Here is an 18,864-nt window from a genome sequence, read left to right on the forward strand (position 1 = left end):
GTCGCCGCCATAGGAATGGATCAGTGAAAAAAAAGGCCCGCGTTGCGGGCCTGATTTATTCACTGACAGATCAGATTTTGCGGAAAATCAGGGAACCGTTAGTCCCACCGAATCCGAAGGAGTTGCACAGGGCATACTCCAAGCCGCTGACCTGGCGTGCGGTATGCGGAACGAAGTCCAGATCACAACCTTCATCTGGATTATCCAGATTTAGGGTCGGTGGAATGGCCTGATCACGCAGCGCCAGAATCGAGAAAATCGATTCTACCGCGCCCGCCGCACCCAGCAGGTGTCCGGTCATGGATTTAGTGGAACTGACCATAACACTGCCAGCCGCCGCACCAAATACTGACTTCACCGCTTGAGCTTCCGCTTTATCACCCGCCGGCGTTGAAGTGCCGTGTGCGTTGATATAGCCAATCTGCTCGACGGACAGGCCTGAATCACGCAGGGCATTTTCCATAGCCTGTGCCGCACCGGCACCGTTCTCTGGCGGAGAGGTCATGTGGTAAGCATCGCTGCTCATTCCGAAACCGACCAACTCTGCATAGATTTTTGCGCCGCGTTTTTTCGCATGTTCGTACTCTTCGAGCACCACGATGCCCGCGCCGTCACCCAGCACAAAACCATCACGATCTTTGTCCCACGGACGGCTAGCCGCCAGCGGGGAGTCGTTTCGGGTCGACAGTGCACGGGCCGCACCGAAGCCACCCACGCCCAGCGGGGTACTGGCTTTCTCAGCCCCCCCCGCCAGCATCACATCAGCGTCGTCATAGGCAATCATACGGGCCGCGTGACCAATATTGTGCACGCCAGAGGTACAGGCTGTAGCAATACTGATACTCGGTCCTTTCAGACCATACATAATGGTCAGATGGCCGGCCACCATGTTAACGATGGTTGACGGTACGAAGAACGGACTGATTTTACGCGGGCCGCCTTGGGTTAATGACAGATGGTTATCTTCAATTAACCCGAGGCCGCCGATGCCAGAGCCGATCGCAGCGCCGATACGGGGCGCATTTTCTTCGGTGACAACCAGACCGGAGTCCTGCATCGCCTGCGCACCCGCCGCAATTCCATACTGAATGAATATATCCATTTTGCGCTGATCTTTACGCGAAATGATATCTTCACAATTAAAATCTTTCACCAGACCGGCAAACTTGGTTGCATAGGCACTGGTATCAAAGTGGTCAATCATGCTGATGCCGCTCTGACCGGCAAGGAGAGCACTCCAGGTAGACTCTACGGTATTGCCGACAGGAGACAACATGCCAAGACCGGTCACAACTACACGACGCTTAGACACGTTCGTCCTCCAGGGAGGGGGATAAAATACTAAGTGGGACGGACAAAAAACTCAGGCGGTCGAATGACCGCCTGAAGGTGTTCATTAGCCCTGATGGCTATTGATGTAGTCGATCGCTGCCTGAACGGTAGTGATTTTTTCAGCTTCTTCGTCTGGAATCTCAGTATCAAACTCTTCTTCCAGAGCCATCACCAGCTCAACGGTGTCAAGAGAATCCGCACCCAGGTCTTCTACGAAAGAAGCAGAGTTGGTCACTTCATCTTCTTTAACACCCAGCTGCTCAGCAATGATTTTCTTAACGCGTTGTTCGATATCGCTCATACTATTTAATTTCCTATCAAAACTCGCTTTCGCGACGGTTTTCGTAGTGTATAAAATGTTGAAAAAGATGCAACTAAAACCAGTATGGTCTCACCACAATTCGCTCTATTTTGCGTTTTTTTGCACAAAAAAAGCAACTGTTTTTCTGGTGATCAGACCATGTACATGCCGCCATTGACATGGAGGGTTTCACCGGTGATGTAACCCGCCTCATCAGATGCCAGGAATGTTACCGCATTCGCGATGTCCGCAGGGGTGCCCAGGCAGCCTGCAGGAACCTCGGACAGAATGCCGGCCCGTTGCTCTTCATTAAGTGCTTTCGTCATGTCCGTCTCGATGAAGCCCGGCGCCACAACGTTAACAGTAATACCACGTGACGCAACTTCGCGCGCCAGTGATTTGCTAAAACCAATCAAACCCGCTTTTGCTGCGGCGTAGTTTGCTTGGCCCGCATTACCCATTGTTCCAACAACTGAACCAATGGTAATGATTCTTCCACTGCGTTTCTTCATCATAGCCCGCAGCACCGCCTTCGACAGTCGGAATACCGAGGTCAGGTTGGTATCCATAATATCCTGCCATTCGTCATCTTTCATACGCATTAACAGATTATCACGGGTAACCCCGGCATTATTCACTAAAATATCGATTTCGCCAAACTCTGCACGAATGTTTTTCAGCACAGATTCCACAGAATCGGCGTCAGTGACATTCAGCGTCATGCCTTTACCGTTAGCCCCCAGGTAGGCACTGATTGCTTCAGCACCGTTATCACTGGTAGCAGTACCGATTACGGTTGCACCCTGTGCGACCAGTTTTTCAGCAATTGCTTTACCGATACCACGGCTTGCGCCGGTAACCAGGGCAATTTTACCATCGAAGTTCATGATTATCCTCTTATTCTTGTGCCAGCGCCGCAGTTAATGACGCCGGGTCATTGATGGCAACCGCCGTCAATGCATCGGAAATACGTTTGGTCAGACCGGTAAGGACTTTACCCGGACCGGCTTCCACTAATTGGCTAACGCCTTGTGAAGCCATAAATTCAACACTTTCTGTCCAGCGTACTGGGCTGTAAAGCTGACGCACCAGCGCATCACGGATCGCTTCCGGCGACTGTTCGCACTTCACATCGACGTTATTTACCACCGGTACCGCTGGGGTATTAAAGGTCAGTGACTGCAGCGCCTCCGCCAGTTTATCAGCAGCAGGTTTCATCAGTGCACAGTGAGAAGGTACGCTGACCGGCAGTGGCAGTGCACGTTTAGCACCGGCTGCTTTACAAGCGGCACCGGCACGTTCAACCGCTTCTTTATTACCGGCGATTACCACCTGACCTGGCGAGTTAAAGTTAACCGGTGACACCACCTGCCCCTGAGCACTCTCTTCACAGGCCTGACGGATTGCCGCATCATCCAGACCGATGATCGCCTGCATCGCACCGGTACCCGCAGGTACCGCATCCTGCATCAATTTGCCACGCAATTCTACCAGACGGATCGCATCAGCAAAATCTAATACCCCAGCACACACCAGTGCAGAATACTCGCCAAGGCTATGACCGGCCATCAGGGACGGTTGTTGACCGCCCTCGGCCTGCCACACGCGATAAATCGCAACGGAGGCTGCCAGCAGCGCCGGTTGGGTCTGCCAGGTTTTGTTCAGTTCTTCGGCCGGTCCCTGCTGGACCAGCTGCCACAGGTCATACCCTAGGGCCGCAGAGGCTTCGCTGAAGGTCGCTTCCACTTGCGGGTACTGTGCGGCCAGTTCTGCCAACATGCCGACGGCTTGTGAACCCTGACCCGGGAATACGATTGCAAATTGTGTCATTTCCAGTTCCTGTCTGTCAAAAACGTACTAAGGCTGAGCCCCAGGTGAAACCACCACCAAAGGCTTCAAGCAGCACCAGTTGTCCTGGTTGAATACGGCCATCACGTACCGCTTCATCCAGGGCGGTCGGGACCGACGCTGCAGAGGTGTTACCGTGACGATCCAAGGTGACCACTACTTTGTCCATGCCCATACCCAGTTTACGGGCAGTAGCGTTAATAATGCGCAGGTTAGCCTGATGAGGCACCAGCCAGTCTAATTCTTCGCGAGCAATATTGTTGGCAGCCAGCGTCTCTTCCACCAGATGGGCCAGTTCAGTGACCGCTACTTTGAAGACTTCGTTTCCAGCCATAGTCAGATAGGCCGGACAGGCATCGCTACTGCGCTCTTGGTTCGGCAGGGTCAGTAACTGACCGTATTTACCGTCGGAATGCAGGTGGGTAGAAAGAATTCCCGGCTGTTCACTCTGACCAAGAACCACTGCCCCAGCACCGTCACCAAACAGGATCACAGTGCCGCGATCTTCAGGATCAAGGGTACGGGTCAGTGCATCAGAACCGATCACTAGAGCATTTTTGACCGCACCGCTTTTGACATACATGTCCGCCACGCTGAGTGCATAGGTAAAACCTGCACAGGCTGCCGCGAGGTCAAAAGCCGCGCAATCTTTGATCGCCAGTTCTTTCTGGATAAGGCAGGCGGAGCTCGGGAAAGCATGGGATGAAGAGGTAGTGGCTACGATGATAAGGCCCACATCATTGACATCGATGCCAGCCATTTGCAGCGCGTTCTGCGCCGCGGTGGTGCCCATAGTGGCTACCGTTTCATCTGCTGCAGCCAAACGACGCTCACGGATCCCTGTACGGGTCACGATCCATTCGTCGGAAGTTTCGACCATCTTCTCAAGGTCTGCGTTGGTGCGTACCTGTGTTGGCAGATAACTGCCGGTACCAATAATTTTGCTAAACATCTAGGCTATGTCACTCCTGGCTAGTACTGAATCAAGCCGAACCGAAATTTTTTCAGGGATTTTTTGTTTCACCGCCTGAATTGCCTGCTCCAGGGCAACGGCAAAGGCTCGCTCACTGGCTGCACCATGACTCTTAATAACAATTCCCGGTAACCCCAATAAGGCGGCACCGTTGTAATGATCGGGTTCAATGTCCCCGAAATGTTTGACTAAACGCTGTTTAATACGACGGACGATCAGATGACGCCACCAGCGAAATCTGCCTCCTTGCTCTGCCCCAGACATCAGGCTAAGAAAGGTATTAATCACCCCTTCCATCGTTTTTAGTGAAACATTTCCGGTAAAACCATCACAGACTAACACATCCGTTTTGCCGGTTAACAGATCACTGCCTTCCAGAAAACCGATAAAATTGACCTTATCGGCAGCCCTTAACACTTTTGCCGCATCCCGTACCGGCTGTGGACCCTTGCTGGCTTCCTGACCCAGGTTGAGTAATGCGATCCGTGGCGCCTCAATACCAAGCACTTCTTCTGCCATCACTGACCCCATTAGCGCAAACTGTACTAGCATGGTACTGTCCGCAGAGGCATTGGCTCCTAGATCCAGGATCACGGTCTGGCCGCGATGCTGATGTGGAACCAAGGAGACCAGTGCCGGACGCTTGATCCCCGCCAATGGGCGGAGTAGCAGCGTGGCAAGGCCCATCAGCACACCGGTGTTGCCGGCACTGACACAGGCATCCGCTTTCCCTTGTTGGAGCAACTCCAAAGCGATACGCATGGAGCTTCCGTGACTGTGACGGAGCGCAACAGAAGGAACAGCATCGCTGGCAATCACCGATTCAGCCGCAACGATCTGGACCCGCTGCGTGAGCGCGGCGTCTGCGTGAGCGAGTAAGGGCTGAATGTCGCCGGGATAACCGACTAAGAGAAGTTCAAGGTGCGAGTGAGCGGCCAGTGCCTGCAATGCAGCAGGCACCGTCACGGGAGGACCGAAATCCCCGCCCATGGCATCAACTGCCAGGGTCAAACGTGTCAAAGTAACGCCTTGCGTCGCAGCAAGAAATTACTTAGTGATGACCTTACGACCACGGTAGTAACCGTCGGCAGTCATGTGGTGACGCAGATGAGTTTCACCAGAAACTTTATCTACTGACAGAGTGGTGGTGGTCAGCGCATCGTGAGAACGGCGCATACCACGCTTAGAACGGGTGGGTTTATTCTGTTGTACGGCCATGGACCTTACTCCTATTACTTACGCTTTAAACTGGCTAATACGGCAAATGGGTTTGGTTTCTCTGCCTCTGCAGGCAGTTCGCCAAAGACCATGTCCGCGTCGGACACTTCACAGTGTTCAGAATCATGCACCGGAACGACAGGCAATGCGAGGATAATTTCATCCTCGATAACCGCGAGCAAATCGACCTCGCCATACTCATCGACTTCGACAGGCTCGTAACCTTCCGGTAGCGCCTCCGCCTGCTCGTCATTACGAACAGGACTGAAGGTATAACTTACGTTAACGGTGTGCGGAAACGGGTTATTGCAACGCTGACAACTCAGGGTGACCTGAACACAGGCCGTTCCTTTCAACACCGCAAGGCGCTGGTTGTCGACGGCAAAACTCATGTTGCATTCTACATCACTGTCAACACTCACAACCGAAGCCGCGATACGTTCTGTAAGATCAGGAGTATAGACGCCATGATAATCAAGGCGCTTCTGAGCAGAACGAAGCAGATCCAGTGTCAGGGGTAATTTTACCTTTTGCATAGGGCGCGCATATTAACTTTGTAATGTCTTAGAGTCAAAGAAAAAGGCCGTTTTCAGGCATCTTTCACCCAATATTCGCATCCAATGCGGCGGATAGTTTAAAATGAGTTAAATGAATTCGCTACCAATAATGAAAAAAAGATGAAACAACCTTTATTACTGGCCTCATCCTCCCCTTTCCGACGGATGATTTTGGAAAAACTGGGACTGCCGTTTGACTGTGCCGCCCCGGATATTGATGAATCACCGCTAGCGGATGAAACCGCTGAACAGATGGTGTTACGTCTAGCACGTTTAAAAGCCCTCGCACTGGCCCCGAACGCCGCAGGCAGTCTGATTATCGGCTCCGATCAGACTGGCTCTCTTAATGGCCAATTACTCGGCAAGCCTCATACCGTAGAACGGGCCTGCCAACAGCTGCGCGCGGCCAGTGGCCAAACGGTGATCTTCTATACCGGTTTGGTGCTGTACTGCACGTTACGTCAACAATTTTGGCAGTGTTGTGAAACCTTTGAGGTGACCTTCCGTGACCTCAGTGAGGCAGAGATCGCCGCCTATGTGGCCCGCGAGCAACCGCTCAACTGTGCCGGCAGTTTTAAATCGGAAGGGCTGGGGATCACGCTGTTTGACTCTCTGCGTGGCCGAGACCCCAACACCTTAGTCGGTCTGCCGTTAATAGCTTTGAACGATTTTCTGCACCAGGCGGGCATCAATTCGCTGACGGACGCGCCGACAGCGCTTACTCAACCGTAGCACGCCGTTGCACATTCCCTTATAAACCCCATCAATACCCTCTCCATGCTGCCCTAGACTCTGCTCTTCGGCAGCCTAAAGCGCATCCCTTGCGAAAGCAAAATCCCTTCCAGTGACTAGGCTCAATATTCGCCTTGCGCATACACATTGCCCGTGGCCTTTAGTCAGAGAACAACGATAACCGGTCAGCGCGCAAACAGGCTTCCCTGCCCTGAACAGATGCGCCCTGCCGTGATACCGTCATTTTAACAAGGAGCCTGCCGATGAAGAGTAAGTCTGTCGCCGAATTGATCATTGACCAGTTATCGTTGGCGGGTGTTCGCCACTGCTACGGTGTAGTGGGTGATACGCTCAATTACGTCACTGATGCCATGGCACGCAGTGATATCCGTTGGGTCCATGTCCGTCATGAGGAAGCCGGAGCCTTCGCTGCCGGAGCCGAAGCGATGATGACCGGTAGACTCACCGCCTGTGCGGGCTCATGTGGCCCGGGTAGCCTGCATTTTATTAACGGCTTATTCGAGAGTCACCGTAACCGCGCCCCGGTGCTGTTGATTGCCAGCCAGATCAGCAGTGAACTGCTGAACAACGATTTTCCTCAGGAGGTGGACTTCCTGTCGGTGTATCAGAGTTGCTCGGTGTTCTGCGAACAGATCCTCTCCCCCGCCCAGGCGGTTCCGGTGGTTAAACGTGCTTGCCAGGCTGCGCTAAATAAAGGCGGTGTGGCCGTGATCGTGGTGCCGGTGGATATCAGCAAAGCCACCGTCAAAGCAGAAGCAGAAACGGTGTGGACGCCTGAACCTGACATCCGCCCTTCCGCTCCAGAACTGAAGCGGTTGCTCGACTACCTTAATCAAGATAAGAAAATCACTGTCTATGCCGGTGCCGGTTGTGAACATGCACACACCCCGCTATTGGCACTGGCCGCGAAACTCAAAGCACCGATTGTGCATACCTCTAGGGCCAAAGATTTTGTCGAGTACGATAACCCCTACAATATGGGCATGACCGGCGTGTTTGGCTGTGAGTCTGGGATGAGTGCCATTGCAGAATGTGACATTCTGCTGTTGTTGGGGACCGATTTTGCCTGGAAACAGTTTTACCCGTCGGACGCGGTGATCCTGCAAGTCGACGCGGAAGCCACCCATCTCGGCCGTCGACATCCTATCAGTTATGGCGTAGTGGGTGATATTGGTCCGACCCTGGAAGCACTCTTACCGCATATTGAAGACAAAACCGATGACTGCTTTTTACAGGGGATGCAGGCTAAGCATCGCAAGTCGCTCGAGCAGCGACATAAAGAGGAACAGCGCAGCGAGAGCGAAGTGATCCATCCTCAGTATTTGGCCAGCCTACTTAACCTCCACGCTGACGCAGATGCCTGTTTCACCGCTGACGGCGGCTCGGCAATGGTATGGATGCTGCGGCACATCGACAGTAACGGTCAGCGCCGGACCCTGACCAGCCTGTTGCATGGCACCATGGCAAATGCGATGCCCCAAGCGATGGGTTTACAGATTGCGTATCCTCAGCGGCAAGTGATCGCCCTGTGCGGCGATGGCGGATTGAGTATGTTACTTGGGGATCTGTTTACCTTGGTGCAGGAAGATCTGCCGCTGAAACTGGTGGTGTTCAACAATGCCTCGCTCAATTTTGTTGAATTGGAACAGAAGATTGAGGGGCTGTTGGATCACTATACTAAGTTGAAAAATGAGGATTTTTCCCGTGTCGCCGAGGCTATCGGTCTGTTCAGCCAGAAAGTGACCCGTAACCAAGATTTGGACGCGGCGGTGGTGGAATTTCTGCGCCATCCGGGGCCAGCGTTACTAGATGTCCACACCAACCCTAATGAACTGGTCATGCCGCCAAAAGTGGAGTTTTCTCAGGTGGCCGATACCGCTATGTACGCCGCTAAAGCCATTCTCCATGGCCGCAGTGCCGATGTGCGAGATCTGTTGAAGAGCAACTTCACCGATAAATAGCCCTAGAAAGCAAAAAAGCCCGCAGAAGCGGGCTTTTTCATCGACAGCAGCGATCAGTCTTGTTTGGCGTCCTGACGCAGCACTTTCAAACAGCGGCGCAGTTTCTCATCCATCGGCGCTTCGACCCGTAAACTCTCACCGGTACTCGGATGGGTAAAGGTCAGCGCGGCGGCATGGAGGAACAGACGGTTTAAACCGCTACCGGCCAACTGCTTATCAAACTCCGTGTCCCCGTAGCGATCATCAAAGGCAATAGGATGGCCTGCGTGCAGGGTGTGCACACGAATTTGATGGGTACGTCCCGTCACCGGACTGGCTTTGACCAGACTAGCATGACGGTAACGCTCCTCAACCTTGAAGCGTGTCTCAGAAGGCTTACCCTCTGCGCTGACTCGCACCACGCGCTCGCCGCTCTGTAGAATATTTTTCAGTAATGGCGCTTTGACGACTTTGGTGTGCGAAGGCCACTGACCCCGAACCAATGCCAAATAATCCTTCTGCATGCCTTTTTCCCGCAGCTGTTCATGCAGAGAACGCAGTGCCGAACGCTTTTTCGCAACCAGCAGTACACCAGAAGTATCACGATCTAAACGGTGCACCAGTTCGAGGAAACGGGCATCCGGACGCAATGCCCGCAACCCTTCAATGACCCCGAAATTCAGGCCACTACCGCCATGCACAGCGGTACCGGAAGGCTTATTTAGCACTAAGATGGCATCGTCTTCATAGATCACCGCCTGCTCAAGCTGCGCCACTTTTTCCAGTCGCGGAGAGACCTCTGGAGTCTCTTTCTCAGAAACACGTACTGGTGGCACACGGATTTCATCGCCATCTTCCAGCTTGTATTCCGGCTTGACCCGTTTTTTATTTACCCGCACTTCGCCTTTTCGCAGGATGCGGTAAACCATACTCTTAGGTACCCCTTTAAGAAAGGTACGCAAAAAGTTATCAATTCGTTGTCCGGCGTGCTCCGCCGTGATGGCGACAAACTGTACGCCGGGGTTCTCATTTTTCATGTCTGCGATTCTAAAGAGAGTTACTGCCGAGTGCTACTTTTTTGTCGTAGTCAGCCCCCTGCGCCGCTCAGGAAGCCAGCAATACGCTCCCTTTTTAAACGATCTACGATAACCGCAACAGGGCGAACTCACTAAATAGCAAATAAAGTGATCTCAGCAGTAAAAGTCACCTTGCTATCTGTTGGTCAGCAATGGAATAATGCTCTGGTTTCGTGATCCGTTAATACGGTTTAACAGAAACGTGAAGCAAGATTTTTTGCCGGATTGAACAGAGACGCAGCAATGGCATAAGACGTAATGGTAAATCAGGCATTTAGCGGGCTGCGGGTTGTCGCCCGGACGTTACCGGGGTGAGCATATCACTAACGAAACAGTGAATTTCTTACCCTCTGGTCGCGGTTTCACACTGGAACCTCACCACCGAAAATTTTTGCGCTCCTTTAGCGATCGACAGCCGTGAGGCTGACGTGATTGCAATAAGCCACGGAGCCATCGGTAACCCTCGTCCGGGGCAATGATGCCCGCAGCTGAGTCACTTATGAAAAATGACGAGTACCTATAAATGAAAAGAATGTTAATAAACGCAACTCAGCAGGAAGAGTTGCGTGTTGCGCTAGTGGATGGTCAACGTCTGTATGATTTGGATATTGAAAGTCCCGGCCACGAACAGAAGAAAGCAAATATCTACAAGGGTAAAATCACCCGAATCGAGCCTAGCCTCGAAGCTGCATTTGTCGATTACGGCGCAGAACGCCACGGTTTTCTCCCCCTTAAAGAAATCTCCCGCGAATATTTCCCAGCCAACTACTCCATGCACGGCCGTCCAAACATCAAAGATGTGCTGCGTGAAGGTCAGGAAGTCATTGTTCAAATCGACAAAGAAGAACGCGGTAATAAAGGGGCAGCACTGACCACCTTTATCAGTCTGGCAGGCAGCTATCTGGTGCTGATGCCAAACAATCCACGTGCCGGCGGTATCTCTCGTCGTATCGAAGGGGAAGACCGTACTGAACTGAAAGAAGCACTCTCTTCACTGCAACTGCCGGAAGGCATGGGACTGATTGTCCGCACCGCCGGTGTTGGTAAATCTGCCGAAGCCCTGCAGTGGGATCTCAGCTTCCGCCTGAAGCACTGGGAAGCGATCCAGAAAGCCGCCGAAAACCGCCCTGCACCTTTCCTGATCCATCAGGAAAGCAATGTGATTGTGCGCGCGTTCCGCGACTACTTGCGTCAGGATATCGGTGAAATTCTGATCGATAACCCAAAAGTCTTGGAACTGGCTCGTCAGCATATCGCGGCATTGGGTCGTCCTGATTTCAGTAGCAAAATTAAACTGTACACCGGTGAAATCCCGCTGTTCAGTCATTACCAGATCGAGTCACAAATCGAGTCTGCGTTCCAGCGTGAAGTGCGTTTGCCTTCCGGTGGTTCAATCGTCATCGATACTACCGAAGCGTTGACCGCGATTGATATCAACTCTGCCCGTGCAACCCGCGGTGGTGATATCGAAGAGACCGCCTACAACACCAATTTAGAAGCTGCCGATGAAATTGCCCGCCAGTTGCGCTTGCGTGACCTGGGTGGCCTGATTGTTATCGACTTCATCGATATGACCCCAGTACGCCATCAGCGTGCCGTGGAAAACCGTCTGCGTGATGCGGTTCGCCAAGATCGTGCCCGTATTCAGATCAGCCATATTTCCCGTTTCGGCCTGCTGGAAATGTCTCGTCAGCGTCTGAGCCCGTCTCTCGGCGAGTCCAGCCATCACGTCTGTCCGCGTTGCAGCGGAACCGGTACCGTCCGAGATAATGAATCGCTGTCACTGTCGATCCTGCGTCTGATTGAAGAAGAAGCGCTCAAAGAAAACACCAAAGAAGTGCATGCCATTGTTCCGGTGCAGATCGCCTCTTACTTGCTGAACGAAAAACGTGAAGCGGTTAATGCTATCGAAACTCGTCAGGGTGGTGTACGAGCGATTATCGTGCCAGATGATCGTATGGAAACCCCGCATTACTCTGTACTGCGCGTCCGTAAAGGCGAAGAGACTAAAACCCTCAGCTATCACCTGCCGAAACTGCATGAAGTAGAAATGGCAAGTCTCATTGAAGAAGAACCGGCCGAGCGCCGCCGTTCCGAACAACCGGCACTGGCCGCGTTCGCTATCGCTGAAGCTCCTCCGACTATCACTGAGTCCGCTGCCGCCCGTGCGCGTGCCGATAGCAGCACTGCCACGTCGAAAGCCGCGACACCTAGTTCACAGAGCAGTTGTTTCTTCACCCGTATGCTCAGCCACCTGAAAAACCTGTTCGTTGGTGGACAGAGTGATACTACAGGCACTCCGGCAGCCGAAACGGTTGAAAAGCAAACTGCCTCGGCGGTACGCACCCAAGATAGTAGTAACGGCAACCGTAATAATAACGATCGTCGTAACAACCGCCGCAGTAACGGGCGCAACGAGCGTAATGATCGTAACGGGCGTAATGACCGCAACGAGCGTAATGACCGCAACGAGCGTAATGACCGCAACGAGCGTAATGACCGCAACGAACGTAATGACCGCAACGAGCGTAATGACCGCAACGAACGTAATGACCGCAACGAGCGTAATGACCGCAACGAGCGTAACGACCGCAACGAGCGTAATGACCGCAACGAGCGTAACGACCGCAACGAGCGTAATGACCGCAACGAGCGTAATACTGACAACAGCAATGGTCGCGATGATAACCGTCGTAACAACCGCCGTAATGCTGCCAGCGGTGAAAACCGTGAGTCTAGCAATGAAACTCGTCAGCCACTAAGCGAAGAAGCCCGCCAGCAACGTGATCAACAACGTCGTGAACAGCGTGCTGAACGTCAACGTCGCCGTCAGGAAGAACGTCGTCAGCAGCAAAATGCTAACAGCGCAGAAAAAACGACGACAGAGGTTGTAGCCAATGAAGCGCCAGCTCAGGCTGCCAGACAAGAAGAGGAGCAGGCTCAGGCTCGCCCTCGTCGCCAGCAACGCACCCTGACTCAGAAAGTCCGCTATCTCAGCGAAGAGGATCAGGCACAGGCCGCTGCTACTGAACAGCTTAGCCACCAGGAACAGACTCCACAGGCTGATGCCAACAGTGGAAGCCACGAAGAAACTGAACAGCGTGATAGCAATGGCAATATTCCACGTCGCTCACGTCGCTCACCGCGCCACCTACGCGTCAGCGGTCAACGTCGTCGTCGTTTCCGTGACGAGCGTTATCCTCAGCAATCACCGATGGTGATGGAAACTGCGGTTGCCTCTCCGGAAATGGCATCTGGTAAAGTATGGGTGCGTTACGACCTGCCAGCCACCCAGGTCGAGGTCAATGCTGACGCTGAGCAGACGCCGGTCTCGACAGTAACTGAGGCTCCGGTTGCAAACGTCACTGAACCGACCCCACTGGTGACGCCGGTCGAAGAAGTATCCGTAGACGCTGTTGTTGAACCGGAGACTGTGGCCACCGAAGCCCCTGTGGCCATACCTGTTAAGGTTGAGGCTGAACAGCCGGTAGAAGACAACGCTACCGTGGCAAAGCCTAAAGCTTTAGAACCTGAAGTTGTAGAACCGGTGGCTGTAGAGTCGCTGAGCGACGCACTAAGCGGCCAGTCTACCGCCTCGCAGTCGGAAGCTGAACCAGTCCCTACTATTGGGGGCAGTGCACCGCAGCCAGCAGCCGCTGAGGTCAGCGACACGGCACCGCTTTCACGCTTCCGTTTCCATGCGACCGCGCCGATGACCAAAGCACCGGCGCCAGAGTGGGTGCCGCAGCCATTACCACACAGCGACTGGGTTCGTCCTCAGTACGCCTTCGACGGTAAAGGTGCTGCCGGTGGCCACACGGCAACCCACCAGGCAACAGCTCCGGTCACTAAAACTGCTGAGTAACCTCAGTCCCCTAAAACCGTATCGTTAACGGTTATCAGTAAAACCCCAGCCACAGTGAACTGTGCTGGGGTTTTTATTGCCTGAAATCCCCCTCGGCAAGCAGGTCTGTTTTCACCCTCATTGTCATTGGAATGGTAAGCAGCCGAATGTCGTTGGCTGACACTCCGTGAGTGGCCCTATTGAAACGCTCAGGCCAACTACGGCTGATAAGATCCTGTGCGGGCTACACCGGACACTCAGTCACAGTAGAGCATTCGCTACTATCAGGTGGATGAGTGGTGCTGGTTAGTGCTTGGTTGGTTGCTTGGTTGGTTGGTTGGTTGGTTGGTTGGCAGATTGGCAGGCAAATTCTCCTCTCACAGCACTACACCCAAAAGCACATAACAAAACGGAGCCCTAAAGGCCCCGTACACAATTTTTACTGATGCAGAATGTCCGCACCCTAAGCCGTCAGTGAATACTACTGCGGGAAAAGTCTTTAATGCGGAACCCTAATAGCGCCAAGCTGCCCACATAGGCGGCCCCCCCTGCAATACAGACGCCGATTAAGCGCATGATCCGCCAGACCATCTCACCATTGCCCCAAGAAGGCATAAACTGCAGTACCCCATACAGGACAGCGGCCATAACAATCACCGCCACAATTAAACGGGTCAGAAAGCTACGCCAACCGGGTTGAGGTTCAAAGAAGTTCTTCTTACGTAACTGCCAGAACAGCAGAGCCGCATTCAGACAGGCTGCCAGTCCAATGGACAGTGATAGGCCAGCATGTTTCAGTGGACCAATAAACGCCAAGTTCATCAGCTGCGTCGCAATGAGGGTCACTATCGCAATCTTCACGGGGGTTTTAATGTCCTGGCGAGAGTAGAAACCAGGAGCCAACACCTTAACAACAATCAGTCCGACTAACCCTACCGCATAAGCCACCAACGCACGTTGGGTCATTAAGGCATCGAAAGCGGTGAATTTACCATACTGGAACAGAGCCGAAGTCAGGGGACCGGCGAGGATACCGATCGCCACGGAGCTTGGGATCGCCAACAGCAAACAGAGGCGTAGCCCCCAGTCCATCAGATGTGAATACTCTTTGAAGTTCCCACTGGAAAAACTGCGAGATAACGAAGGTAATAAAATCGTCCCTAACGCAACCCCCAGAACGCCGGAGGGAAACTCCATCAGACGGTCAGCATAGTACATCCAAGAGACAGAGCCAGACACCAGGAAAGAGGCAAAGATGGTATTGATAATCAGGGAGATCTGGCTAACAGATACCCCAAGGATCGCCGGACCCATCTGCCGCAATACCCGCCACACCCCTTTGTCATGCAGGTTAATGCGTGGCAGCACCAGCATCCCGATTTTACGCAGGTGCGGCAGTTGGTAGCCAAGCTGCAATACGCCACCGGCCACGACCGCCCAGGCCAGTGCCATCACATGAGGATGGAACCACGGCGCAGCCACTAGCGCAAAGAAAATCATACTGACGTTCAGCAGAGTCGGTGCAAAGGCCGGTACTGAGAAGCGGTTCCATGTATTGAGGATAGCACCCACCAGAGAGGCCAGCGAGATCAGTAAAATATAAGGGAAGGTTACCCGCAGCAGTGCGGTGGTGAGGGCAAATTTATCCGCGGTATCAGCGAACCCAGGAGCGGTAATATAGATCACCCAAGGGGCCGCCAACATCCCCAATACCGTCACTACAGCCAGTACCAGAGTCAGCAATCCGCAAATGTATGAGACAAATATCCGAGTGGCTTCTTCCCCTTGGGTGTTTTTGTATTCCGCCAAGATCGGCACAAAGGCTTGAGAGAACGCCCCTTCGGCAAAGATCCGTCGCAGCAAATTAGGGAGTTTAAACGCAACAAAAAACGCATCGGTGGCCATCCCTGCACCGAATACCCGAGCGACTATCGCATCACGAGCAAATCCCAGCACACGGGAAAATAACGTCATTGAACTGACCTGGGCCAGTGATTTAAGCAAATTCATAGAGTTTCAGATATCCTGATATTTCGACATTTATATCCCTGAATCAACGGGTTTTGGGATTTAATCGGGCCCAAGTCTACCGCCGTCGGTAAAAATGACCAGTAGGGATTGTTACAAGCCATGATTTAGCAATATTTATCTGCACTGCCCTCATTCCATGTCAGTGCTGTCAGAACATGATCTTCCCAGACCCCGTTGATCAGTAAATAATCACGGGCATAGCCCTCTTTTTCAAATCCCAACCGCGAAAGCAGATTACCGCTGCGCTGATTCCGTGGCATATAATTAGCCATAATACGGTGGATCTTCTGCTGACGTTGCATATAGCGGATCGCCGTGGTCAGCCCTTCCTGCATCAACCCCTGCCCCTGCCATTTTTCACCCAGAGAATAGCCGAGATAGCAGGCATAGAAACAACCGCGCACCACATTACTGAAATTGGCAACGCCCAACACTTCTTCATCTTTAGGATCGGTGAGAATGAAATAGTACGCAGCCCCTTGACGCTGCTGCTCGGTCATCACCGTCAGCCGGGTCTGCCAGCCCGAAGCGCGGAAATAACTGTGATCACGTATCGGTTCCCAGGGGGTAAGATAATCACGGTTGGCGTCGTAATAATCAGCCATCCGCCATCCATCCCGTTCATTGACTAAACGTACTACCATCCGGTCGGTGGTCAGACTGACCCTCGGCCCCGGACTACGATATCCGAACATAGAAACTCCCTGAATAACCTGCGACCATATAGTGATCCCCGTCGCAGCAACAGAATAAGACTGGGGAAGTATGTTACCTCTGGTCGCCCTTTTATCCCATCAAAAAAGCGCTGAGTTTATCAGTGAATTATCTGTTTTTTCCTGTAATTAAAACCACTTGCTGCGCCCGCACTCCCCGTACTGGACCGCCTATAGGGTGGATGTAGCACCCGGCAGCACAGCTGCCGGGTGCTATACACTGGCCCTTCAGTCGGGCAAAATACAGGGTTAATTCTGTCTGTCGTTCGTTAAGTGAGGTCCAATGCGTAAAGTTATATCCGCTATCATTCTCTGTTTCACTGCGTTGCTGCTTTCCGGCTGTGATCACCTTTCGGGCTATACCATCACTGAGCAGGAAGTTAATCAGGCACTAGCAAAACGTGATAACTATCAGAAAGATATCGGCGTAAATGGTTTGGCAACCGCGCATATCACCTTAACAGGATTGCAGGCCACCATCGGTCGCGAGGTTGCGGGCAAGGTGACCTTGTCCGGCAACGCTAACCTGCAATTACAGTCGTTGTTCGGCCAGCAAAATGCAGATTTAGTCCTGAAAATGCAGGCGCAACCGGTCTTTGATCCAGACCAGCAAGCGATTTATCTGCAACAGTTGGAAATCACCCAGAGTCAGGTCCAGCCGGAAAAACTGCAAAAGGTTGTCACCTCGTTACTGCCTTTGCTGAACCAGTCCCTGCAGCAGTATTTCGAGACTCACCCGGCCTATGTGCTGAGCAGTGATCGCAGTACCGGTGAGGCATTAGCCAAACGCTTTGCCAAAGGGCTGGAAGTCAAACCTGGCGCCTTGGTGGTCACTCTGATGCGCTGAGTTTATGCTGTGGCAGGATAACAAGGTAAAAAGGGGCGAAAAAACAAGTGCAATCCTTTGCGTACCCCATTATCCTTAGTCTCCGGTAAAATCCTGCCACATCCTATATTTTATGCCGGAGCCAGATGCATGACCGTTCACCCAGATAAAATTACCCTTCGCCGCCCTGATGACTGGCATATCCATCTGCGTGATGATGAGATGCTTAACACCGTTCTGCCTTATACCAGTGAAGTGTTTGCCAGAGCGATTGTGATGCCTAACCTTGTGCCGCCGGTGACCAGTGTTGCCGCGGCCAGTGCTTACCGTGAACGTATTCTGGCTACTTTGCCTTCCGGCCACAGCTTCCAGCCACTAATGACCTGCTACCTGACCGACTCTCTAGATCCCGATGAAATTGAACGTGGCTTCCGTCAACAGGTCTTTACCGCGGCTAAACTCTACCCTGCCCATGCAACCACCAACTCCAGCCATGGCGTCACCAGCATCCAGCATATTTCCGCTGTACTGGAACGGATGCAGGATATTGGTATGCCACTACTGATCCACGGCGAAGTGACCGCGTCACATATCGATATTTTCGACCGCGAAGCGCGTTTTATTGATGAGGTTTTGATCCCGTTACGTCGTCAGTTCCCACAACTGAAAGTGGTATTGGAACATATCACCACCAAAGATGCCGCGGATTATGTGTGTAGTGAACAGAGTCACCTGGCAGCCACTATCACTCCCCAGCATTTGATGTTTAACCGCAACCATATGCTGAGCGGCGGCATCCGTCCGCATCTCTATTGTCTGCCTATTTTGAAACGCAATATTCATCAGCAGGCATTGCGTGAGGTGGTGGCTAGCGGTGATAGCCGCTTCTTCCTCGGTACCGATACCGCGCCGCACCTGCGTCACCGTAAAGAAGCCAGTTGTGGCTGTGCCGGTGTCTTTAATGCGCCCACCGCCCTGTCAGCCTACACCACCGTGTTTGATGAATTAGACGCTCTGCAGCATTTGGAGGCTTTTTGCTCCCTGAATGGTCCGGCATTTTACGGTATGCCGGTAAACTCGCAGACGGTAACACTGATACGCAAACCCTGGACAGTACCAGAGACCATCGCTGCGGGTGATGATGTACTGGTTCCCTTCCTCGCCGGTGAAACCTTGAATTGGACCGTGGAAAGTTGATCGACATTGTCGATTGCAAGCTGCGGCTAGGTACTGTATAAATAATCAGTCTTTACGGGGTGGTCTCCGCCATTCCAGCCAGTCAAGCAGTACGGCTGGCATGCTTCAGCGCGAACTGCGCCGTGCCGGGTGTCGCCATCCGGCTTTTTTTATGGGTGTGACCCGTCCTGAATAGCGTTGACACGTTCCTGTTCTAATTCTGGAGAACGTGATGATGACAGAGTTCAAACGCACCCAACGAGATTATCCTCTATC

The 18,864-nt window shown here is 52.8% G+C and carries 16 protein-coding genes; 5 read left to right on the plus strand and 11 right to left on the minus strand.

Annotated features, from left to right (window positions below):
* Positions 1-70 precede the first annotated feature (70 nt).
* The 8 genes from fabF to yceD form a co-directional block, all read right to left on the minus strand.
* On the minus strand, positions 71-1,312 hold the full coding sequence (fabF, locus tag DW47_RS0108555; protein WP_029685982.1) for a beta-ketoacyl-ACP synthase II: 1,242 nt from the start codon (positions 1,310-1,312) through the stop codon (positions 71-73).
* 84 nt (positions 1,313-1,396) lie between these two features.
* Positions 1,397-1,633, minus strand: coding sequence for an acyl carrier protein (gene acpP, locus DW47_RS0108560; protein WP_025901771.1), 237 nt, complete (start codon positions 1,631-1,633; stop codon positions 1,397-1,399).
* 152 nt (positions 1,634-1,785) lie between these two features.
* Positions 1,786-2,520: a 3-oxoacyl-ACP reductase FabG gene (fabG, locus tag DW47_RS0108565; RefSeq protein ID WP_029685983.1), complete on the minus strand. Its 735-nt coding sequence runs from the start codon at positions 2,518-2,520 to the stop codon at positions 1,786-1,788.
* Positions 2,521-2,530: 10 nt separating this feature from the next.
* On the minus strand, positions 2,531-3,463 hold the full coding sequence (gene fabD, locus DW47_RS0108570; protein WP_029685984.1) for an ACP S-malonyltransferase: 933 nt from the start codon (positions 3,461-3,463) through the stop codon (positions 2,531-2,533).
* A gap of 16 nt (positions 3,464-3,479) precedes the next feature.
* On the minus strand, positions 3,480-4,433 hold the full coding sequence (locus DW47_RS0108575; RefSeq protein WP_029685985.1) for a beta-ketoacyl-ACP synthase III: 954 nt from the start codon (positions 4,431-4,433) through the stop codon (positions 3,480-3,482).
* Positions 4,434-5,474, minus strand: coding sequence for a phosphate acyltransferase PlsX (gene plsX / locus DW47_RS0108580; protein ID WP_038027413.1), 1,041 nt, complete (start codon positions 5,472-5,474; stop codon positions 4,434-4,436).
* A 27-nt stretch (positions 5,475-5,501) separates the two neighbouring features.
* The gene (gene rpmF / locus DW47_RS0108585) at positions 5,502-5,672 is read right to left on the minus strand and encodes a 50S ribosomal protein L32 (RefSeq protein ID WP_025901766.1); all 171 of its coding nucleotides are present in this window, start codon (positions 5,670-5,672) and stop codon (positions 5,502-5,504) included.
* 14 nt (positions 5,673-5,686) lie between these two features.
* Positions 5,687-6,208, minus strand: coding sequence for a 23S rRNA accumulation protein YceD (yceD, locus tag DW47_RS0108590; protein ID WP_029685987.1), 522 nt, complete (start codon positions 6,206-6,208; stop codon positions 5,687-5,689).
* 141 nt (positions 6,209-6,349) lie between these two features.
* Between yceD and DW47_RS0108595 the strand changes: the two genes are divergently transcribed.
* Positions 6,350-6,961 carry a Maf family protein gene (locus DW47_RS0108595; protein ID WP_029685988.1) on the plus strand — a complete coding sequence of 204 codons (612 nt, stop codon included), beginning with the start codon at positions 6,350-6,352 and terminating at the stop codon, positions 6,959-6,961.
* Between the two features lie 263 nt (positions 6,962-7,224).
* Complete coding sequence (locus DW47_RS0108600) at positions 7,225-8,943, plus strand: thiamine pyrophosphate-dependent enzyme (RefSeq protein WP_029685989.1); 1,719 nt, start codon at positions 7,225-7,227, stop codon at positions 8,941-8,943.
* 53 nt (positions 8,944-8,996) lie between these two features.
* Here the strand turns inward: DW47_RS0108600 and rluC are convergent, their stop codons facing one another.
* Positions 8,997-9,959 carry a 23S rRNA pseudouridine(955/2504/2580) synthase RluC gene (rluC, locus tag DW47_RS0108605; RefSeq protein ID WP_029685990.1) on the minus strand — a complete coding sequence of 321 codons (963 nt, stop codon included), beginning with the start codon at positions 9,957-9,959 and terminating at the stop codon, positions 8,997-8,999.
* A gap of 562 nt (positions 9,960-10,521) precedes the next feature.
* Between rluC and rne the strand changes: the two genes are divergently transcribed.
* Complete coding sequence (gene rne, locus DW47_RS0108610) at positions 10,522-13,863, plus strand: ribonuclease E (RefSeq protein WP_029685991.1); 3,342 nt, start codon at positions 10,522-10,524, stop codon at positions 13,861-13,863.
* A 450-nt stretch (positions 13,864-14,313) separates the two neighbouring features.
* Here rne and murJ read toward each other — a convergent pair whose 3' ends face one another.
* Positions 14,314-15,852 carry a murein biosynthesis integral membrane protein MurJ gene (murJ, locus tag DW47_RS0108615; protein WP_029685992.1) on the minus strand — a complete coding sequence of 513 codons (1,539 nt, stop codon included), beginning with the start codon at positions 15,850-15,852 and terminating at the stop codon, positions 14,314-14,316.
* Between the two features lie 125 nt (positions 15,853-15,977).
* Positions 15,978-16,568 (minus strand): ribosomal protein S5-alanine N-acetyltransferase, encoded by a 591-nt coding sequence (gene rimJ, locus DW47_RS0108620; protein WP_029685993.1) that lies wholly within the window; start codon positions 16,566-16,568, stop codon positions 15,978-15,980.
* 301 nt (positions 16,569-16,869) lie between these two features.
* On the opposite strand from rimJ, the gene DW47_RS0108625 reads away from it, so the two are divergent.
* Both DW47_RS0108625 and pyrC read left to right on the plus strand, forming a co-directional pair.
* Positions 16,870-17,433, plus strand: a complete 564-nt coding sequence (locus tag DW47_RS0108625) for a lipoprotein (RefSeq protein ID WP_029685994.1) — start codon at positions 16,870-16,872, stop codon at positions 17,431-17,433.
* A gap of 129 nt (positions 17,434-17,562) precedes the next feature.
* Positions 17,563-18,609: a dihydroorotase gene (gene pyrC, locus DW47_RS0108630; protein WP_029685995.1), complete on the plus strand. Its 1,047-nt coding sequence runs from the start codon at positions 17,563-17,565 to the stop codon at positions 18,607-18,609.
* Positions 18,610-18,864 lie beyond the last annotated feature (255 nt).

The sequence above is a fragment of the Tatumella saanichensis genome (assembly GCF_000439375.1).
Taxonomy (GTDB): Bacteria; Pseudomonadota; Gammaproteobacteria; order Enterobacterales; family Enterobacteriaceae; genus Tatumella; species Tatumella saanichensis.